The 14,971-nt window shown below is 41.9% G+C and carries 11 protein-coding genes; 5 read left to right on the plus strand and 6 right to left on the minus strand.

The window, feature by feature from the left end; translation table 11 throughout:
• Positions 1-415 precede the first annotated feature (415 nt).
• Together KXV15_RS00005 and KXV15_RS00010 are read right to left on the minus strand one after the other, a co-directional pair.
• Complete coding sequence (locus tag KXV15_RS00005; RefSeq protein WP_240006100.1) at positions 416-853, minus strand: CBS domain-containing protein; 438 nt, start codon at positions 851-853, stop codon at positions 416-418.
• A gap of 132 nt (positions 854-985) precedes the next feature.
• Entirely contained in the window at positions 986-1,771 is a 786-nt protein-coding gene (locus tag KXV15_RS00010) for a rhomboid family intramembrane serine protease (protein WP_240006101.1), read from the minus strand.
• 400 nt (positions 1,772-2,171) lie between these two features.
• Between KXV15_RS00010 and hfaA the strand changes: the two genes are divergently transcribed.
• From hfaA to KXV15_RS00025, 3 genes are all read left to right on the plus strand, one after another.
• Positions 2,172-2,714 carry a holdfast anchoring protein HfaA gene (gene hfaA, locus KXV15_RS00015; RefSeq protein ID WP_240006102.1) on the plus strand — a complete coding sequence of 181 codons (543 nt, stop codon included), beginning with the start codon at positions 2,172-2,174 and terminating at the stop codon, positions 2,712-2,714.
• On the plus strand, positions 2,714-3,718 hold the full coding sequence (hfaB, locus tag KXV15_RS00020; RefSeq protein WP_275671504.1) for a holdfast anchoring protein HfaB: 1,005 nt from the start codon (positions 2,714-2,716) through the stop codon (positions 3,716-3,718). Before hfaA ends, hfaB begins: the two co-directional genes overlap by 1 nt.
• A 77-nt stretch (positions 3,719-3,795) precedes the next feature.
• Positions 3,796-5,196 carry a hypothetical protein gene (locus KXV15_RS00025; RefSeq protein ID WP_240006103.1) on the plus strand — a complete coding sequence of 467 codons (1,401 nt, stop codon included), beginning with the start codon at positions 3,796-3,798 and terminating at the stop codon, positions 5,194-5,196.
• Between the two features lie 77 nt (positions 5,197-5,273).
• On the opposite strand, the gene KXV15_RS00030 is transcribed toward KXV15_RS00025, so the two are convergent.
• The 3 genes from KXV15_RS00030 to KXV15_RS00040 form a co-directional block, all read right to left on the minus strand.
• Positions 5,274-7,148: a hypothetical protein gene (locus KXV15_RS00030; RefSeq protein ID WP_240006104.1), complete on the minus strand. Its 1,875-nt coding sequence runs from the start codon at positions 7,146-7,148 to the stop codon at positions 5,274-5,276.
• Between the two features lie 121 nt (positions 7,149-7,269).
• The gene (locus KXV15_RS00035; RefSeq protein WP_240006105.1) at positions 7,270-9,450 is read right to left on the minus strand and encodes a transglycosylase domain-containing protein; all 2,181 of its coding nucleotides are present in this window, start codon (positions 9,448-9,450) and stop codon (positions 7,270-7,272) included.
• A gap of 119 nt (positions 9,451-9,569) precedes the next feature.
• On the minus strand, positions 9,570-10,481 hold the full coding sequence (locus tag KXV15_RS00040; RefSeq protein WP_240006106.1) for a LysR family transcriptional regulator: 912 nt from the start codon (positions 10,479-10,481) through the stop codon (positions 9,570-9,572).
• Positions 10,482-10,576: 95 nt separating this feature from the next.
• Between KXV15_RS00040 and KXV15_RS00045 the strand changes: the two genes are divergently transcribed.
• The gene (locus tag KXV15_RS00045; protein ID WP_240006107.1) at positions 10,577-11,332 is read left to right on the plus strand and encodes an SDR family NAD(P)-dependent oxidoreductase; all 756 of its coding nucleotides are present in this window, start codon (positions 10,577-10,579) and stop codon (positions 11,330-11,332) included.
• 61 nt (positions 11,333-11,393) lie between these two features.
• On the plus strand, positions 11,394-11,858 hold the full coding sequence (locus KXV15_RS00050; protein ID WP_240006108.1) for a GNAT family N-acetyltransferase: 465 nt from the start codon (positions 11,394-11,396) through the stop codon (positions 11,856-11,858).
• Positions 11,859-11,963: 105 nt separating this feature from the next.
• Here the strand turns inward: KXV15_RS00050 and KXV15_RS00055 are convergent, their stop codons facing one another.
• Entirely contained in the window at positions 11,964-14,942 is a 2,979-nt protein-coding gene (locus tag KXV15_RS00055) for a TonB-dependent receptor (protein ID WP_240006109.1), read from the minus strand.
• Positions 14,943-14,971 lie beyond the last annotated feature (29 nt).

The raw sequence follows: 14,971 nt of genomic DNA on the forward strand, positions 1-14,971 counted from the left end.
GCAAATGAGCGCAAAAATTACCGTCGAGACCTATCACTAAATCCCGCCATATTGTCTTCACTCATTGCTTGAGGTCGGCTTAACTAGTCGCTTCAACCAACCATGTCAACTACCATCTGCAGTCAACTAGCAGCGAAAATTTCTTCTGATTAAATTGCTCGCAAAAGCACGAAAATCAAAGGGTTTTCACCATTTCTCGAAGGTCTTTCAACCACCCCGTCAAACCGTCTTTCGAAGGATTTCAGAGCCGCGTTGCCGCGCCGAGGTGGGCTATCTAGTGGGCGGCAAAAAACTTTGCAACCCCCTTTTGCAGCGCAATATCAGCAATCATCACGCATGGCGTTACCGCGTTTTTTCATATCGTATAGGGCATAGGGATTCTATGACTGATTCATGACACTGAATTAAGTGCAGCTTATGATGTGATATATGTTTTTATGGCATCAGCCTCGGCAAGTATCATATCTATTTGCGCTTTTACGAGATCGCCAATGGATACAATTCCCACTAAATGCCCAGAATCTACAACTGGCAAATGGCGAATCCTACGGTCTGTCATACGGGCAAGTGCACTTTCGACAGAATTTTCAGAGGTTGCCAGCTCAAGATTCCTTGTCATTGCCTCCTGAACTTTATAATCAAGTGGATTATTTGCCGCCAATGCACAAATTCTTACAATATCGCGCTCTGACAATATACCGATAAGCGCCCCGTTGGTATCAACAACAGGCAAAGCCCCGATTTTACGCGCATTCAACGTCTCGGCAGCAGAGCGCAACGTAGCATCAGGCGTAATGCTTATCATTATTGCGCCCTTGGCTTTATGATTTTCCAATATGTGTTTTATAAGCATGCGGCTCTCCCTTACAATATAATGTTCAAGCACCTTAGAATGGTGCCATTATTCTTGCCGGTTAATCCGACATATATTGGGAGAGGTTTTTAATAGAATGAAAGGTTTTTATATTTTTGCAAGCTGATTCTTTTAATAGCCCGCAAATCTTTCGGATATTTTCATAAAAACTGGATAAAGAATCATTCCAGCCACAAATCCGGCAAGGTGCGCCTCCCAGGCAATTGGAATCATTCCCGATGCCCGCAGTAAATATGCACCAAGAACGTTAACCAGCAAAAATACAATTCCAGAGCTTACGACTGGTTTAAAGACATACCGGCCCTCTGGTGCCATTTTAAATGCCGCAATAAGGTAGCCGCCGAAAATACCACTAATCGAACCAGAGGCACCAACAAGATACCCCTGTGAATTCATATTAAGCAGATAATAGCCAATGCCAGCCGCAACCCCACACACTAAGAAATAAATTATAAACAGGATTGCCGCCGCAATCTTTGCCCCCTGCACTTGCGGCAAATATTTAATATGGCGATAATTAACAATATTCGCACCCTTTATAAAAGAGATTTCGGTAAATGGCCCAACCTGCATAAGCATTGCCGCATTCATAACCAAATGGAAAACCCCACTATGGATGAATTGATAACCTATTAATGGCCAATAGCGTTGCACAAACCCCATGCCATCATATTCAGAGGTGCCTTTTAATATGTTGGTATCAAATACAGAATCTGCCGCCCAGTTAAACTCATAACCCTGCGGTGCAAATTGTCTAACGATATGAACAAGCACCATAATGCCAAGCAGGATAACCGTTCCATAATTTAAATTATTAAACATAGGCTCGTGCTTATTGCCTTGTTCAATTAATTCGGGCGGTTGGTTTTCTTGTGACATATCAGATGGTTCGGACATATATAACCCTAATGTGGTAATTTATCATTATATATAATGACGCGATGACCAAAGTTACAAGTCGCATATACATACGCGATTTATAATAAAGATTACTTTTAATTATAGAAAACAAAATAAAATTGCAGTTTTGTTTACCATATATAAATCTCACTATAATAGTTTTAAGTAATATTAGAGATTTATTAACTTTTGAAAGAAAAGAGCCAAATAAAGAAATACAATTAATAACATTTAATCAAACATTACAATCCGATGTGTGGTTAATTATTTTCATTGATACTGTCCCATTTTGGGAATTTTGGCACAGCACTTGCATGGTTAACAAAGAATAAAAAAATATAGGACTTTTTTGCCTAGCCCAAAGCAAAGATAAAAGCGTCCGAATAAGGAGTTAAATATGATGGAAGCCGATTACGAGCCGACAGAATCATTAGAAGACAATGATTTAGCCGTGCCATACGATGGCTTGAAGTTTAAAAGGCGTGCTGGTGCAGCATTCAGTCTTGCCGTAATTGTTTTATCGGGGGCGGCATTTCTTGCCGTATCAGATGCCAATGCGCAGACCGTTCCTAGCTATGCTAATGAATTTACACAACCATATGGCTCCAACTCATATAATATGATGACACCATATGATGCCACAACGCGCGATAGTGCGGCAAACCGTGTAATCATTGATGGCGTTATTATGTATGGTGACAATATCGCACAAAGTCTTGCCAATAAAGCAATTGGTGGCGACGGAACATCATATTCAGGCACAGGATACGCAATCGGCAACCAATTAAATGTAAGCGTATCTGGCTCTTATAACAACGTAATCGTCGATTCGACACAAATTAATAATGGCGATCAAACGGTCATAATCAATAATGGCTCAGCCAGCACATCAACAAATTCCAATTCTTCTAGCATTCTGAATGGGGGGCTAAACTTCTAATGTTAAAGGTAACTCAAAAATCATTTGCAACAATCGCTTTAGCCTCTTGTGTGGCTTTAACTGGTTGTATTTCACCCGTTCCAGCCTACAAAGGCAATTATGCAAAACCAATTGGCTCTTCGCCAGTTACTGCAAACCCAACGCCATATTCAAATGCGCTGGTATGTCTTGGTAACTATGCACGCGCGAACGGAATTCGCGGGCCAAAAATCACGGTTGGTCGTATCCTTGACTTTACTGGTAAAGCAGATGCCGAAGGCGGTCGCCAAATTACGCAAGGTGGATCTTTGATGGCAATGTCGGCATTCGGAAAAGCCGGTGCAAGACTTGTAGAACGCTTTGACACTTCGGTTTCAGAACTTGAATTAAAATATGCCAACAACCGCCTTATTGGTGACGAAGGTACGGATTACCGCAAAATCATGGCAGGACAAGTTCCGGGATCTGATTTCTACCTTGTCGGTGGTATTACGGAATTAAACTATAACATCCGTTCTATTGGTTCTGACAACTATGTTGGTGACAAACGTTCCGACAAAGCAAAAGGCATTGTTAATGGCAAGCTATATGTGATGAACGTTGGTCTTGACCTTCGCCTTGTTGATACACGCACTCTAGAAGTGGTTGACGTTATTTCATACCAAAAACAAATTATTGGCCGTGAAGTTGGTCTTGGCTATTTCCGCTTCTTTGACAATCTTGTGGTTGACCTTGGTGCAGGTGAACGTTCACTAGAACCAATTCAGCTTGCGGTTCGCTCTGTTATCGAGCGCGCGGTTGTTGAAATGATGTCAAACATTTACGGTGTTCCGGGCGCATCAGTATGCCAAGGCTCTTTTGGCCCAGGTGGCGACCCAATGGGCCCAATTGGCGTAACCGGCGCGTATGTTCCACGCTCACAGGCAACTGCTTCTGGCGCTGATGAACGCGCAGACCCTAGCAATTGGAAAAATGTTGGCGGCACCACCATTCTTGGTGAACCATTGCGCGGACGCAAAAACTAATCAGATAAAGGGCAGGCATTATAGTGACTGCCCTTATTCCGTTTATGGCGGGTAATTTTAAAATAGTGCGGTGGCAAATGACAAATAGAAGCAATAAATTTTTAAATGGTGGCATCAGTCCACTATTATTTGTTGGTGCCAGATTATTTGTTGGTGTCAGTATTATTGTTGGTTCTAATGCTTTTTTTGCAACAGCAGCAAGCGCACAATCTTCTATACCTTGTGACCAGATTTTACCCTCTTGCCAAACTGGTAATCAAACCAATGACATTACCCAAGATCAAGTCGGCAATGTCGCCGCAAGTATCGTTATAAATGGTGAAACCGTAACGATTGACGTTCCCAATAATAATGGCGGTACATCGCCGGTAGAAATTACTGCAACCGATATTTCAAGCGTTTCTAGTGCTGCGGGTAATGTGATTTCTGCTACGGCCGCCAATAATACAAATCTTGATTATAAATCTTTACAAAACTTGTCAGGCAATGTCTCTGCATCCAATAGTGTAACCACAACAGGCCATGTACCTGGAATGGTTTATATGGTTACTTCAGCAAGCGGTAACTCATCACAAGCAGAGACCAATAGTGGTGATATGAGTTATGTTGCAACACAAAACGTTGCCTCATCATCACAAATTACGGCCACTGCTGCGGCAGATACTGCACCCGATATGGGTAGTCTACTTATAAACACGCAAGCAAGCGCCAATACCGCCGCAATTAATAAGAATAATGGCTTGGTCAGCCTTGAAGCAAATCAGACAAATTATGGCACGGTTAATGCCAACACCAACGAAGTGAATTGCTGTAACGTTGATACAATGAACACCAATTCAATCGCGACCGGCAATACAACCAGCAGCGTTTCGGTAAATTCGACATCATATAATTATGTCTTGCAAAATAATTACGGCGATATCACTTCAAACACGCGCCAAACAGTTACTAATGACAATAGTGATACAACAGTAACGGCACAAACCGCGGGCAATAGCGCATTTAATTACAATCAGTTTGGTTATACTGAAATGAATGCCGCACAATATTCTGGTGGCAATATTAGCTCTAATGCCAGACTTGATAGCGCATATTTCGATGGAACTGTTGTTGTTGGTTCGGCATCACAAGGCAACTCGACCGTAATGTCATCAATCGGTACAAGTGGTGCACTTTATGCAACCCAAGAAACAGGCGCAGGAAGTGTGATTTCGGCAAATACGATTTTTGACACCTTTACAGAATATGGCGTGGGTTATGGCACAGCTTCGGCAAGCGGTAACGCATTGGCAGGGTTTATCTGCGCGGGCTGTTCAACTGATTCTGTTTCTATGAACGGAACTATTTATCAAGAGAATAACGCGGCCGAAGTTGCAACCATTGGAATGAGTGCGTCTGGAAATGGCCGTCTGCATTCATATGGCGTTGCCGCAGGTAATAGCGCGACAATAATAACCCAAAACGGTCAAAGCTATTAATAAAGCCGCTACATCAATTAATAAAATAAAAAAAGCCGGAAATTAATCCGGCTTTTTTATTATACTATTCAAGACACTTAATTAGTAACGGTCATAACAAGGCCTGTTTCTTTTGATGTTGCATCTTTTGCAAATAATCTTGTAATCTTTACAGGCTGCTCAGGATTGAATTTAAAGCTGATAGAGCCACCCTTTTCAATGAATTGTCCGAATGATGCCGCAAATTCGCGTGCAAGCGGGCTATTATTCTTGTCTTTTGATTGTTTCACAAAAGATTGCGCCCAGTCTTTACGAACCGCTTTTGCAGTTTTGCCTTTGCTTGCCGCTTCGGACAAGGCAAGGCGGTTTAAGAAGCCGAATTCTTTTAAGTTCAGATTTAAGTCGATGATGGTAATGTCTTTATATAACGACAATCCTTTGTCCATCGCCTTGACTTGCATTTCAAGCAATTTTTTACTGTCTTCTTTGCCATTTTTATTTTTTGCGGCTTCTGCCTCAATAGATTTACTATAATCAGTAAGATCTTTTAATTTGGTGTTTTTCATGAAGTCATTCATGCCGCCCATTCTGCCCGCTGCAGTTAATTCACCAATATCGGCTGCGGTAATAACATTGTTATTATTAGAAACAACGCCTGTAGCAGGATCATAGACGCCGTCACCGGCCATACTCAAACGCAGGCTTTTCAAACCAAATTCAGATAAGAACTCGCCGAATTCAGATGCGGTTTTACGGGATTTATCAGTAACCGATGCTTCAAAAGTTGCTTTTGGCATTGAAATAGCGGTCACGATATTTTGCGCATTAATGGTTGGCAAATAGCTCATATCATCGAGGGTGAACTTCATGCCATCAACCGCAAGCAAAATGTCCGCAAAACGCGCTTTGGTTATTACCATGCCATAAGGGCCAAACGGCGCAATATCAGCCAAGGTTTTATCGCCAATTGCTTGGTTTTTGCTGCCCTCTAAAGATTGAATGATAGTTTTGAAATACAAAAGGTTCAGATTATCAAAGCTAAACTCACCAACTTTAATATTAATTGGGGCTTTCTCCGCGGTTCCACCAGTTTCAAAGCCATTAATAGTAAAATGTTTCAGAATATTTTTCTCAAGCCCTGAAATTTCAAAATTTGCAAGTTTTAAACCATCAAATGAATTACCGCTATCTTTGTTTTTACCCATCATTTCTGATGTAACTTCGACACCGCCAATTCTGAATAAATCAAGGCCGACATTATCCCAATCTTTCTCTAGGCTTTTGCCGTTTGAATTTATAATGTTAAATAATGCATCATTAAGGCCCGCAACGTCGATTTCTTTCATTTTCACACGCGCAACCATAAAGTCTGCGTCAACGTCGCGAACATGAATATCATTGAACTTCACATTCTTATCTTTGGCTTTAAGGCCATTGATAGAAAATTTGCCAAGTTTAATCGGCATTGAACCTGCATCAATTACCAAATTTTCGGCCGCAATATCGCCGTTCAAATCAGTTTTATCAAGATTATTCGGGTTGAATAAATCGCTTGTCGCACTTGCGTTTGGTAACTCATCGAAAACCATGACGAATTTATCGCCATTAAGCGACATATCATCTTCACTAATGGCGACACCGTCCATTGTAATCCGAATCCGTCCGGTTTCCTCTTGATTATCAACCGTCATTTTCTCAACGGTTAGGCCTTCGGGTGTTTTAACATTATAGAAAATAATTGCGCCGTTTTTCTTTTCCTGCTTGGCAAATTTAAAGTCTTTATTTTTAGGGGTAAGGTTTAATTTTTGAACTGCCACTTCGGCTCTTAGAGGGGCACTTGCAGGAACCGCATTTGAAAGATTAGGAATAAGCACCGCAGAAATTGCAATTGCCGATACCATCATAGGGAAAATTTTAGATGGGAAAATTTTTGTTTTTGAAAATTTATTTTCGGACGTTACAAACATACTCATTTATTTCCCCATTTTATGTGGTTTAACGAATTAATTTTTCACAGTTTTTACAGATTGGCAAATAATGTCAAATCAAATTTTCAAAAATGAAACTTTTAATAGCAATCAGCAAAGTTTTTGCTTATTTGCCTTTTTTATCAACTTCGCGCACCAATTGATCAATTGATTTAACCTCGCCCTGTGGCTGATTATTTGGTGAGCTTGCCTCAGGATTAACAGGTGCTGTCCCATTGCCTTTTGGCGCAGGTCTATTTGGGGCAGGTTTATTATCAGGCGAAGTTGCAATATTTGGCGTGGTCTGTGCCGCAGTTCCATCAACCGCTGCCACACCATCTGAACCATAATCATCCATTGGCGCATCAACAGGTGCAACCTGATTAGAAGAGGCGTCAACATCTTGAATAGCCTGTGTCACACTTGAAAGCGGAAGCAAGAAGTCTTTGCGCGGTATATCTGCTGAGGCTTGGGTCATAAATGCACGCCAAATACGCGCCGGCGCAGAACCACCAGTAACCTTGTTCATACGCTTACCAAAGTCATCATTACCAACCCATACACCTGCGGTATAACCACCGGTAAAGCCAATGAACCAAGCATCACGATAATCAGATGTTGTGCCGGTTTTTCCGCCCACCATTCTATCTGGCAACGCAGCAGAACGTGCGGTTCCCGCCAATACCACTTGGCGCAGCATTAAATTCATATTGCGTAGAACTGAATCTTCGATTGCGCGTTGTGGCTGTGGATTTGGTTTTTCCCACAAAATTTTACCAGAACGGGTACGAATTCTTTTAAAGCCATAAGGCGTTACCGCAGCACCACCATTGGAGAATGGTACATAAGCGCCGGTTAATTCCATTGGTGTCACCACCTCTGTGCCCAATGCCAAAGTTACCTCGGGGTCAAGGCGGGAACGAATACCAAGGCGGCGGGCAACACGCACAACCGCATCACGCCCAGCTTCTTCACCTAATTGAACCGCAATTGTATTCACAGATAATGCAAAAGCATTAAGCAAGGTCATAGGGCCACGATAGCCACCATCATAGTTTTGCGGCTGCCAATTTCCAATTTTAATTGGTCGGTCAACGCGCACACTATATGGGGTTTCACCCTTTTCAAATGCCGCTAGATAAACAAATGGTTTGAACGAAGAGCCTGGCTGCCGCTTTGCATCGGTTACGCGGTTAAATTCACTTTCGTTATAATTACGACCACCAACCATGGCACGCACGCCGCCGTCACCCGCAATTGCCACCAATGCCGATTGTGACATATTAAGTGCCTTGGCATTTGCATTAAATTCATTGTCAATTGCCGCCTGTGCCGCAACCTGATCCCGAAGGCTAAGCGTGGTTTCAACGATGATATCTTCTTTTGGCTCATCAATGATGGCACCAACTGATGGCTCGATCCAATCAAGGAAATAACCATTGTTATTGGTTTTCCCAGTTGCCGAGAAACGCAATGGTTCTTTTACTGCGGCAAGGCGTTGTGCATGGGTAATAACGCCTTCTTTTTCCATGATATCAAGCACCACTGTTGCCCGCTCTGCCGCGCGCTTGGTGGATGAAACCGGATTATATTTTGATGGGGCCTTTAACATACCCGCCAAAAGTGCCGCCTCAGAAATTGTAAGGTTTGATGGCGATTTATTAAAATAACGTTCTGATGCTTCGGTGATGCCATATGTACCCGCGCCGAAATAAACCCGTGCAAGATATAATGACATAATTTCATCTTTTGAAAATTTACGTTCAAGCCAAAGGGCAAGCAAAACCTCTTGTGCTTTACGTTTTAAATTTTGATCCGATGAAAGAAATAGGTTTTTTGCAAGCTGTTGGGTCAAGGTTGAGCCACCCTGCACCACGTGCCCAGCTTTTAGGTTTACCACCATCGCCCGCATCAAGCCAAATGGGTCAATACCAAAGTGATGGTAAAACTTGCGGTCTTCAACCGCCATTACCGCCTCGGGGACATATTTTGGCAAGGTTTTTAAATCAACCGGTGGCGCATCTGCGGCCCCCCTACGGTCAATAACTTGTCCATTAATATCAACATAGGTGATTGATGGCCTATCAGTTTTTTTCCATAATTCTTCGGGATTTGGTAAATCGGATGCCACATAAATAAATAATATTACGCCCGCAACCGCCGCCCAAAGGCCAAGCACCGCACCCCAATAAAAGATAGTTCCCCAAAAGCCACGCCCCCTTTTTTGCGGGCGGCGCGGTGGCGGCGGATAATTCCCACCACCATATTCATGACCATAAGAACCATTTCTCGCACCACGTTTAGCCAAGGGCGTACTCCATATAATTATTAACCTTTTAAACACATTTTTGGTTAATAGGCGGTTACTCACTTATGAATTAGGCAAAATTGAGGTGATGCGCTGTTATTTGCATATTTTGGTTATAATTAATCGCTAGATGGTGCACAATAATCATCCATTTTTGTTTCTAACCAATTGAAAAACACAATTGTCCTCGACGGCAAGTTACGCCTTTGTGGGGTTAAAAAATTTATAGGCATTGGCAAAGGTTTATAATGCGGCAATATTTCAATTATATCACCACTATTAATTAAATCTCTAACCCCAATAAACGGTATTTGTATGATGCCGAAACCCGACATACAAGCGGCATGATAGGCCACTGAATTATTAACACTAATCATATGCTTCATTGGGGCTTCAATTGTTTTATTGCCGTCAAAATACTCAAAACATGGGTTCTTTTCGGTGAAATTCAGTGCGTAATCAACCACATAATGACTATCTAAATCTTCAAGGCTTTTGGGAATACCGTATTTCTCTGCATAGGTTCTGCTGATACAATTTATAACGGGCTTTTTACCTAATTCACGTATTCCGGCGTTATTATCATTGTTCTTGCCTACCCTGATTACACAATCGAAACCTTCATAGATAATATCAACATTTCTATCCGTGCTTGATATTTCAACATTTAGTCGTGGGTATTTATCAATAAACTCCCATAATGATGGGATTACTAATTTTTGGGCCATTCCAATTGGCATATCAACTCGTAAAGTCCCGCTTATTTTATCAATATTGGCACGGAACATATTTTCCAATTCGTGGGCGTCATATAGAATTTTTTCTGCGCGTTCATAAAATGAACTGCCGTCTGGTGTTAATTGCACCTGTCGTGTTGTGCGCAGCAAAAGCCGTGTACCCAGTTTTTGTTCAAGGCGCGCAATCGCCGCCGAAACAGCACTCTTTGGTAATTCTAAATCATCGGCTGCATTGGTGAATGATTTTAAATCTGCAACCTTTTTAAATATCATTAGCGATTTTTGAAAATCCATTGTTCAATATATCCGAACACATTAATCATAATTACTAACTTTATACATCAAAATAAATACAATAAATAGGTGCAATTATTACCTAGGAGAGATAAATGACCAACAAAACAGCAATTATTACAGGCGGAAGTCGTGGCATTGGCAAAGCAACGGCTTTAAAACTTGCCGATAATGGTATCAATGTAATTATTACATATAATTCAAAAGTCGATGAAGCACACGAAGTAGTGGCGGCAATCAAAGCAAAGGGGCTTAAGGCAAACGCATTCCAACTTGATGTCAGCAATCGGGAATCGTTCATGGATATTGCCAATAAAGTTCAGTATTCATTGAAAGAAATTGGCGAATGCAAATTTGACTTTCTTATTAATAATGCGGGAATAGGTCTTACAAGCCCATTTACCGAAACCAGCGAGGAAGATTTTGACATACTTGCCAATGTTCACCTCAAATCAGTATATTTTATCACCCAAAAATTATTACCGATAATCAATGATGGCGGTGAAATTGTTAATATCTCAAGTGGTTTAACACGCATTGTTTATAATGATTATGCACTTTATGCCTCTTTAAAATCTGCCATAGAAACCCTTACACGTTACCAAGCAAAAGAACTTGGGGCACGTAAAATTAGGGTGAATGTCGTTGCACCAGGCGCCATTGAAACAGACTTTCGTGGTGGCGCTGTTCGTGATAATGCCCAGATTAATGCAGCAATTGCAGGGCTTACCGCGCTTGGTCGCGTTGGACAAGTGGCCGATGTCGCAGGTGCAATTGCTAATTTGCTTCGCGATGATTCTTATTGGATTAATGCCCAAAGAATTGAGGTTTCGGGTGGGCAGGCGATTTAAACCCATTTGACAAACCGCATTATTCATAAATATGGTGGAGGTTCGCAAACGGACTTCCACCATGAATGAATTTAAAATAACCCCCGACCCTTTAACATCTGATGCCATCAAACATTTATTGCAAACGCATTTGAATTTGATGCATTCGCAAAGCCCGGCATGTTCGGTTCATGCATTACCGCTTGAAAAACTACGGGCAAAAGATGTGAGTTTTTGGTCCATTTGGAATGGCGAAGAATTACTTGGTTGTGGCGCATTAAAAGAAATAAATCCCACACATGGCGAAATTAAATCAATGCATGTCTATAAAAAATACCGTGGTCGCGGAATTTCAAAGATAATGCTTGAACATATTATTAAAACCGCCAAATCGCGCGGTTATAATAAACTTTTCCTCGAAACCGGCTCGCAAATTGAATTTGCCCCAGCACGCGCACTTTATAAAAATGCAGGTTTTAGCGAATGCCCACCTTTTGAAGGCTATAATGAAGACCCTAACAGCACTTTTATGACCCGTGAAATCTAATTTTAAAATAAAATAACCGGTGCGCTGGGGACGCACCGGTTTAGTTAAGCTCTATCATGGGTAGACAGGCGACCAATGGCCGCCTGCCCTACTGGGGAGGAAGAATTACCACTTATATTTCAAACCAATTTGGTAAGAACGTGCAGGGCCAGTTGTGTTATTTTCGCCAGCACGTGTTGCACCTGAACCAGTGTCACGACCACTAGTCCAACCGCCATAAGTGTGGTTGACCCAATCAAATACGTTGATTGCCTGACCTTCTACGGTAAACACATTTCCATTTGGAAGGGTAAAGTCTTTACCAATTTTCAAATCAAGCTGTTTGTATCCGATTTTGTCTTTCGGGAAGTAATAAGCATCAATGATTTGTAATGCAGTTGTATTAGGCGCAACGGTCACATCCGCAATACGGGCAAACGGTGTGCCAGATGACAAGGTCAATAAGCCTGAAAGCTGGGTATCCCAAGGGCCATCAACGATTGCCGAACCAACAAAGCGCCACTTTTCAACATCTTCGGCATGGTGCCAACCAGTTGCAGAAGCATTGGCATAATCAAAGATAAATGGGTCGTTGTGACCGGTGCTTTCGGCATTGTTCAAATCAAGTTTCGCAGTCCAGCCATATTTGTCTTCTTTGGAATATGCTTTTTCCGCAGTGATAAATAATGAGGTTGAACGTGCCTTGCGGTCATTGGTTGACACAATTACCGCACCATAGCCAGGCGCACCAAAGCCCCATGGTTGGCAAGCATATTGTGAACCATACTGACACCAGCCACCATTTAGTGATGGGTCGCGGTTACCCAATACCCAGTTGAACAAATCACGTGCTTCGGTATGCGATAAAGTTACAGAAGTTTGGATTTTGCCAAATTTCTGACGAACACCAAGGTTGAATTGATCTGAATAAGGTACTTTTTGGTTATTATTCAGAACAATAATCTCACCCTTGATATTTTTCGCAATAGCAAGTGAAGTTAGCTGCGAAGGATCGGTCGCATATGATGAGTTCCAAGGTGTTGTGCTATCAAAATAGATTGTTGCATTGTGTAATGTTGCACGACGTTGCTCAAGTTGAACAATATCAAAGATGTTACGGTCATAATAACGTCCATAGCCAGCAAAGAATACTGTTTCCCTATCACCGTTCAAGTCATATGAAACGCCAAGACGTGGCTGAATTGCACCTTTAAAGCTTTTACGATTTGAACCATTTGAAATATAATCTTCTGGGTTAAATACGTCATTAAAGCCGTTAAGGTTACGAAGGGCAGTTGCAACATCCGCAGGGGTTTGGAAATTATTGTTAAACATATTTGATTCCCAATCCCAACGAATGCCGAGGTTGAAGGTCAAATGCTGGTTAACTGTCCAATCATCCTGCACAAAAAGACCAACCTGGGTGTTTTTGCTTTTAATGGTTGGGTCGCCATCCACAATAGTTGCCGCAAATGGGGTATTATTTCCGCCAACAACATAAGTTGCAGCGTCATAATATAATTGCGGATTTGTTGTTGGAATGGATTCCATTGCAGTATAGTCATAAACCGCAAGTTTAAAGCCAGCTTTCACAATATGGTCACCATGCCAATTAAGGCCAGTGAATGTCATATTATTTTTGAATGAAATGCTATCCTGTGCTTTTTCTTGGGCATACGGCAGACCACCAAATGAAAAAAGAGTGGGATTATATGAATATAGGTCATACGTTGCATATCTTATATCATTAGGATGATTAGGGTCATATATAATATTAGTTGGCTTAACAAGCTGCGTACCCGGACCCGTTGTTAATGGTGAGTTGCGCCAGTGTGCAGATTGCCAATCAAGAGAAGCTTCGTTCAAGAAGTTGTTGTCGCGGTGTTTCCATTGCAATGAACCTTCACGAACATATTGGTCAAGGTTGTTGCCACGTTCATATGCGGTGCTAGCATTAAATCCACGGATATCACTTTCATCACGGTTACGATAGGTCAAATCAACACTATCAACCTCATTGATGAACCATGTTAATTTACCAAAATAGCTTTCTTGTGAGAAGTCTTTTGGATAATTGCCATCATATTTTGTCGCTAATGCGTTTGCAGCAGCTGGATTGATAGCAACCAAATCAGCGCTGTTTTTAACATTAACTGTATCGCCAGGGCGGGTATCTTCACGTTTTTCATAGGTGAACATATAGAACAATTTATCTTTGATAATTGGTCCATCTAGCTCAACACCATATTCCTTATTCTCATACTTATCATGGCTTGGGCGAGAATAATAAGGAACACCAATCATGTCATTTGATTGATAGTTTACAAAGGCTTCACCATGATGCTCATTAGTACCAGATTTTGTAACCGCAGTAATAATTGCCGAAGCAGATTGTTCATATTCCGCCTTAAAGTTCTGTGTTGAAACTTTATATTCCTTGATAGCAGATTGCGGGAACGGGTTACCGCGTGACGCATCCTGACCAGCAACACCACCTTGAAGAACTTGGTTTTTCTGTGAAATACCGTCAATGAACACGTTCACGGCATTGGCATTCAACGCACCACCTTGGAAAGTTTTACGTTCATCATTGGTTGAAACCGATACGCCCGGCGCAAGTGTTGCAAAGCTTAAGAAGTTACGACCTTGTTGTGGAAGGGCATCAATCTGCACCCTTGAAATAGAGGTTGATACTTCAGATGATTTGATGTTTGCACTGCCGCGACGGCCAATAACAACAACTGCTTTGGTTGCTTCTTTCATATCACCATCAAGATATGAAGTTTCACCAACTGATAATGTGATTGTTTGCACCAACACATTGCCATCCGGTGCCAAGAAGGTAACTTCATAATTACCTGGGCGCAGGCCAACAACATCATAAGTACCATCGGCACGCACAGCAACAGTCGCTTTTGCACCGTTTTCAACGTTGCGTGCAGTAACTTTTGTGCCTTGTGGCGCATCGGCAACTTTACCCTGTAAGGTCGCGGTTGTTTCAACTGCGGCTGCTGGGGTAGCTACTAGCGCGACCAAGCCAAATGCAACACCAATTGCAAGTGCCGATGCGCTGCTAACCCCTTTAAATTTACTGAAACCCTTCATGCTAGTTCCTCCCCTAAACGGTTTCCAAA

This window comes from Pseudaquidulcibacter saccharophilus, assembly GCF_019455445.1.
Taxonomy (GTDB): domain Bacteria; phylum Pseudomonadota; class Alphaproteobacteria; order Caulobacterales; family Aquidulcibacteraceae; genus Pseudaquidulcibacter; species Pseudaquidulcibacter saccharophilus.

Excerpts from the sequence above, each read along its gene's own strand:
- KXV15_RS00040 (WP_240006106.1), bottom strand. The coding sequence starts at position 10,481 with ATGGATTTTCAAAAATCGCTAATGATATTTAAAAAGGTTGCAGATTTA.
- KXV15_RS00010 (WP_240006101.1), bottom strand. The coding sequence starts at position 1,771 with ATGTCCGAACCATCTGATATGTCACAAGAAAACCAACCGCCCGAATTA.
- hfaA (WP_240006102.1), top strand. The coding sequence starts at position 2,172 with ATGATGGAAGCCGATTACGAGCCGACAGAATCATTAGAAGACAATGAT.
- KXV15_RS00025 (WP_240006103.1), top strand. The coding sequence starts at position 3,796 with ATGACAAATAGAAGCAATAAATTTTTAAATGGTGGCATCAGTCCACTA.
- KXV15_RS00045 (WP_240006107.1), top strand. The coding sequence starts at position 10,577 with ATGACCAACAAAACAGCAATTATTACAGGCGGAAGTCGTGGCATTGGC.
- KXV15_RS00050 (WP_240006108.1), top strand. The coding sequence starts at position 11,394 with ATGAATGAATTTAAAATAACCCCCGACCCTTTAACATCTGATGCCATC.
- hfaB (WP_275671504.1), top strand. The coding sequence starts at position 2,714 with ATGTTAAAGGTAACTCAAAAATCATTTGCAACAATCGCTTTAGCCTCT.
- KXV15_RS00030 (WP_240006104.1), bottom strand. The coding sequence starts at position 7,148 with ATGAGTATGTTTGTAACGTCCGAAAATAAATTTTCAAAAACAAAAATT.
- KXV15_RS00055 (WP_240006109.1), bottom strand. The coding sequence starts at position 14,942 with ATGAAGGGTTTCAGTAAATTTAAAGGGGTTAGCAGCGCATCGGCACTT.
- KXV15_RS00005 (WP_240006100.1), bottom strand. The coding sequence starts at position 853 with ATGCTTATAAAACACATATTGGAAAATCATAAAGCCAAGGGCGCAATA.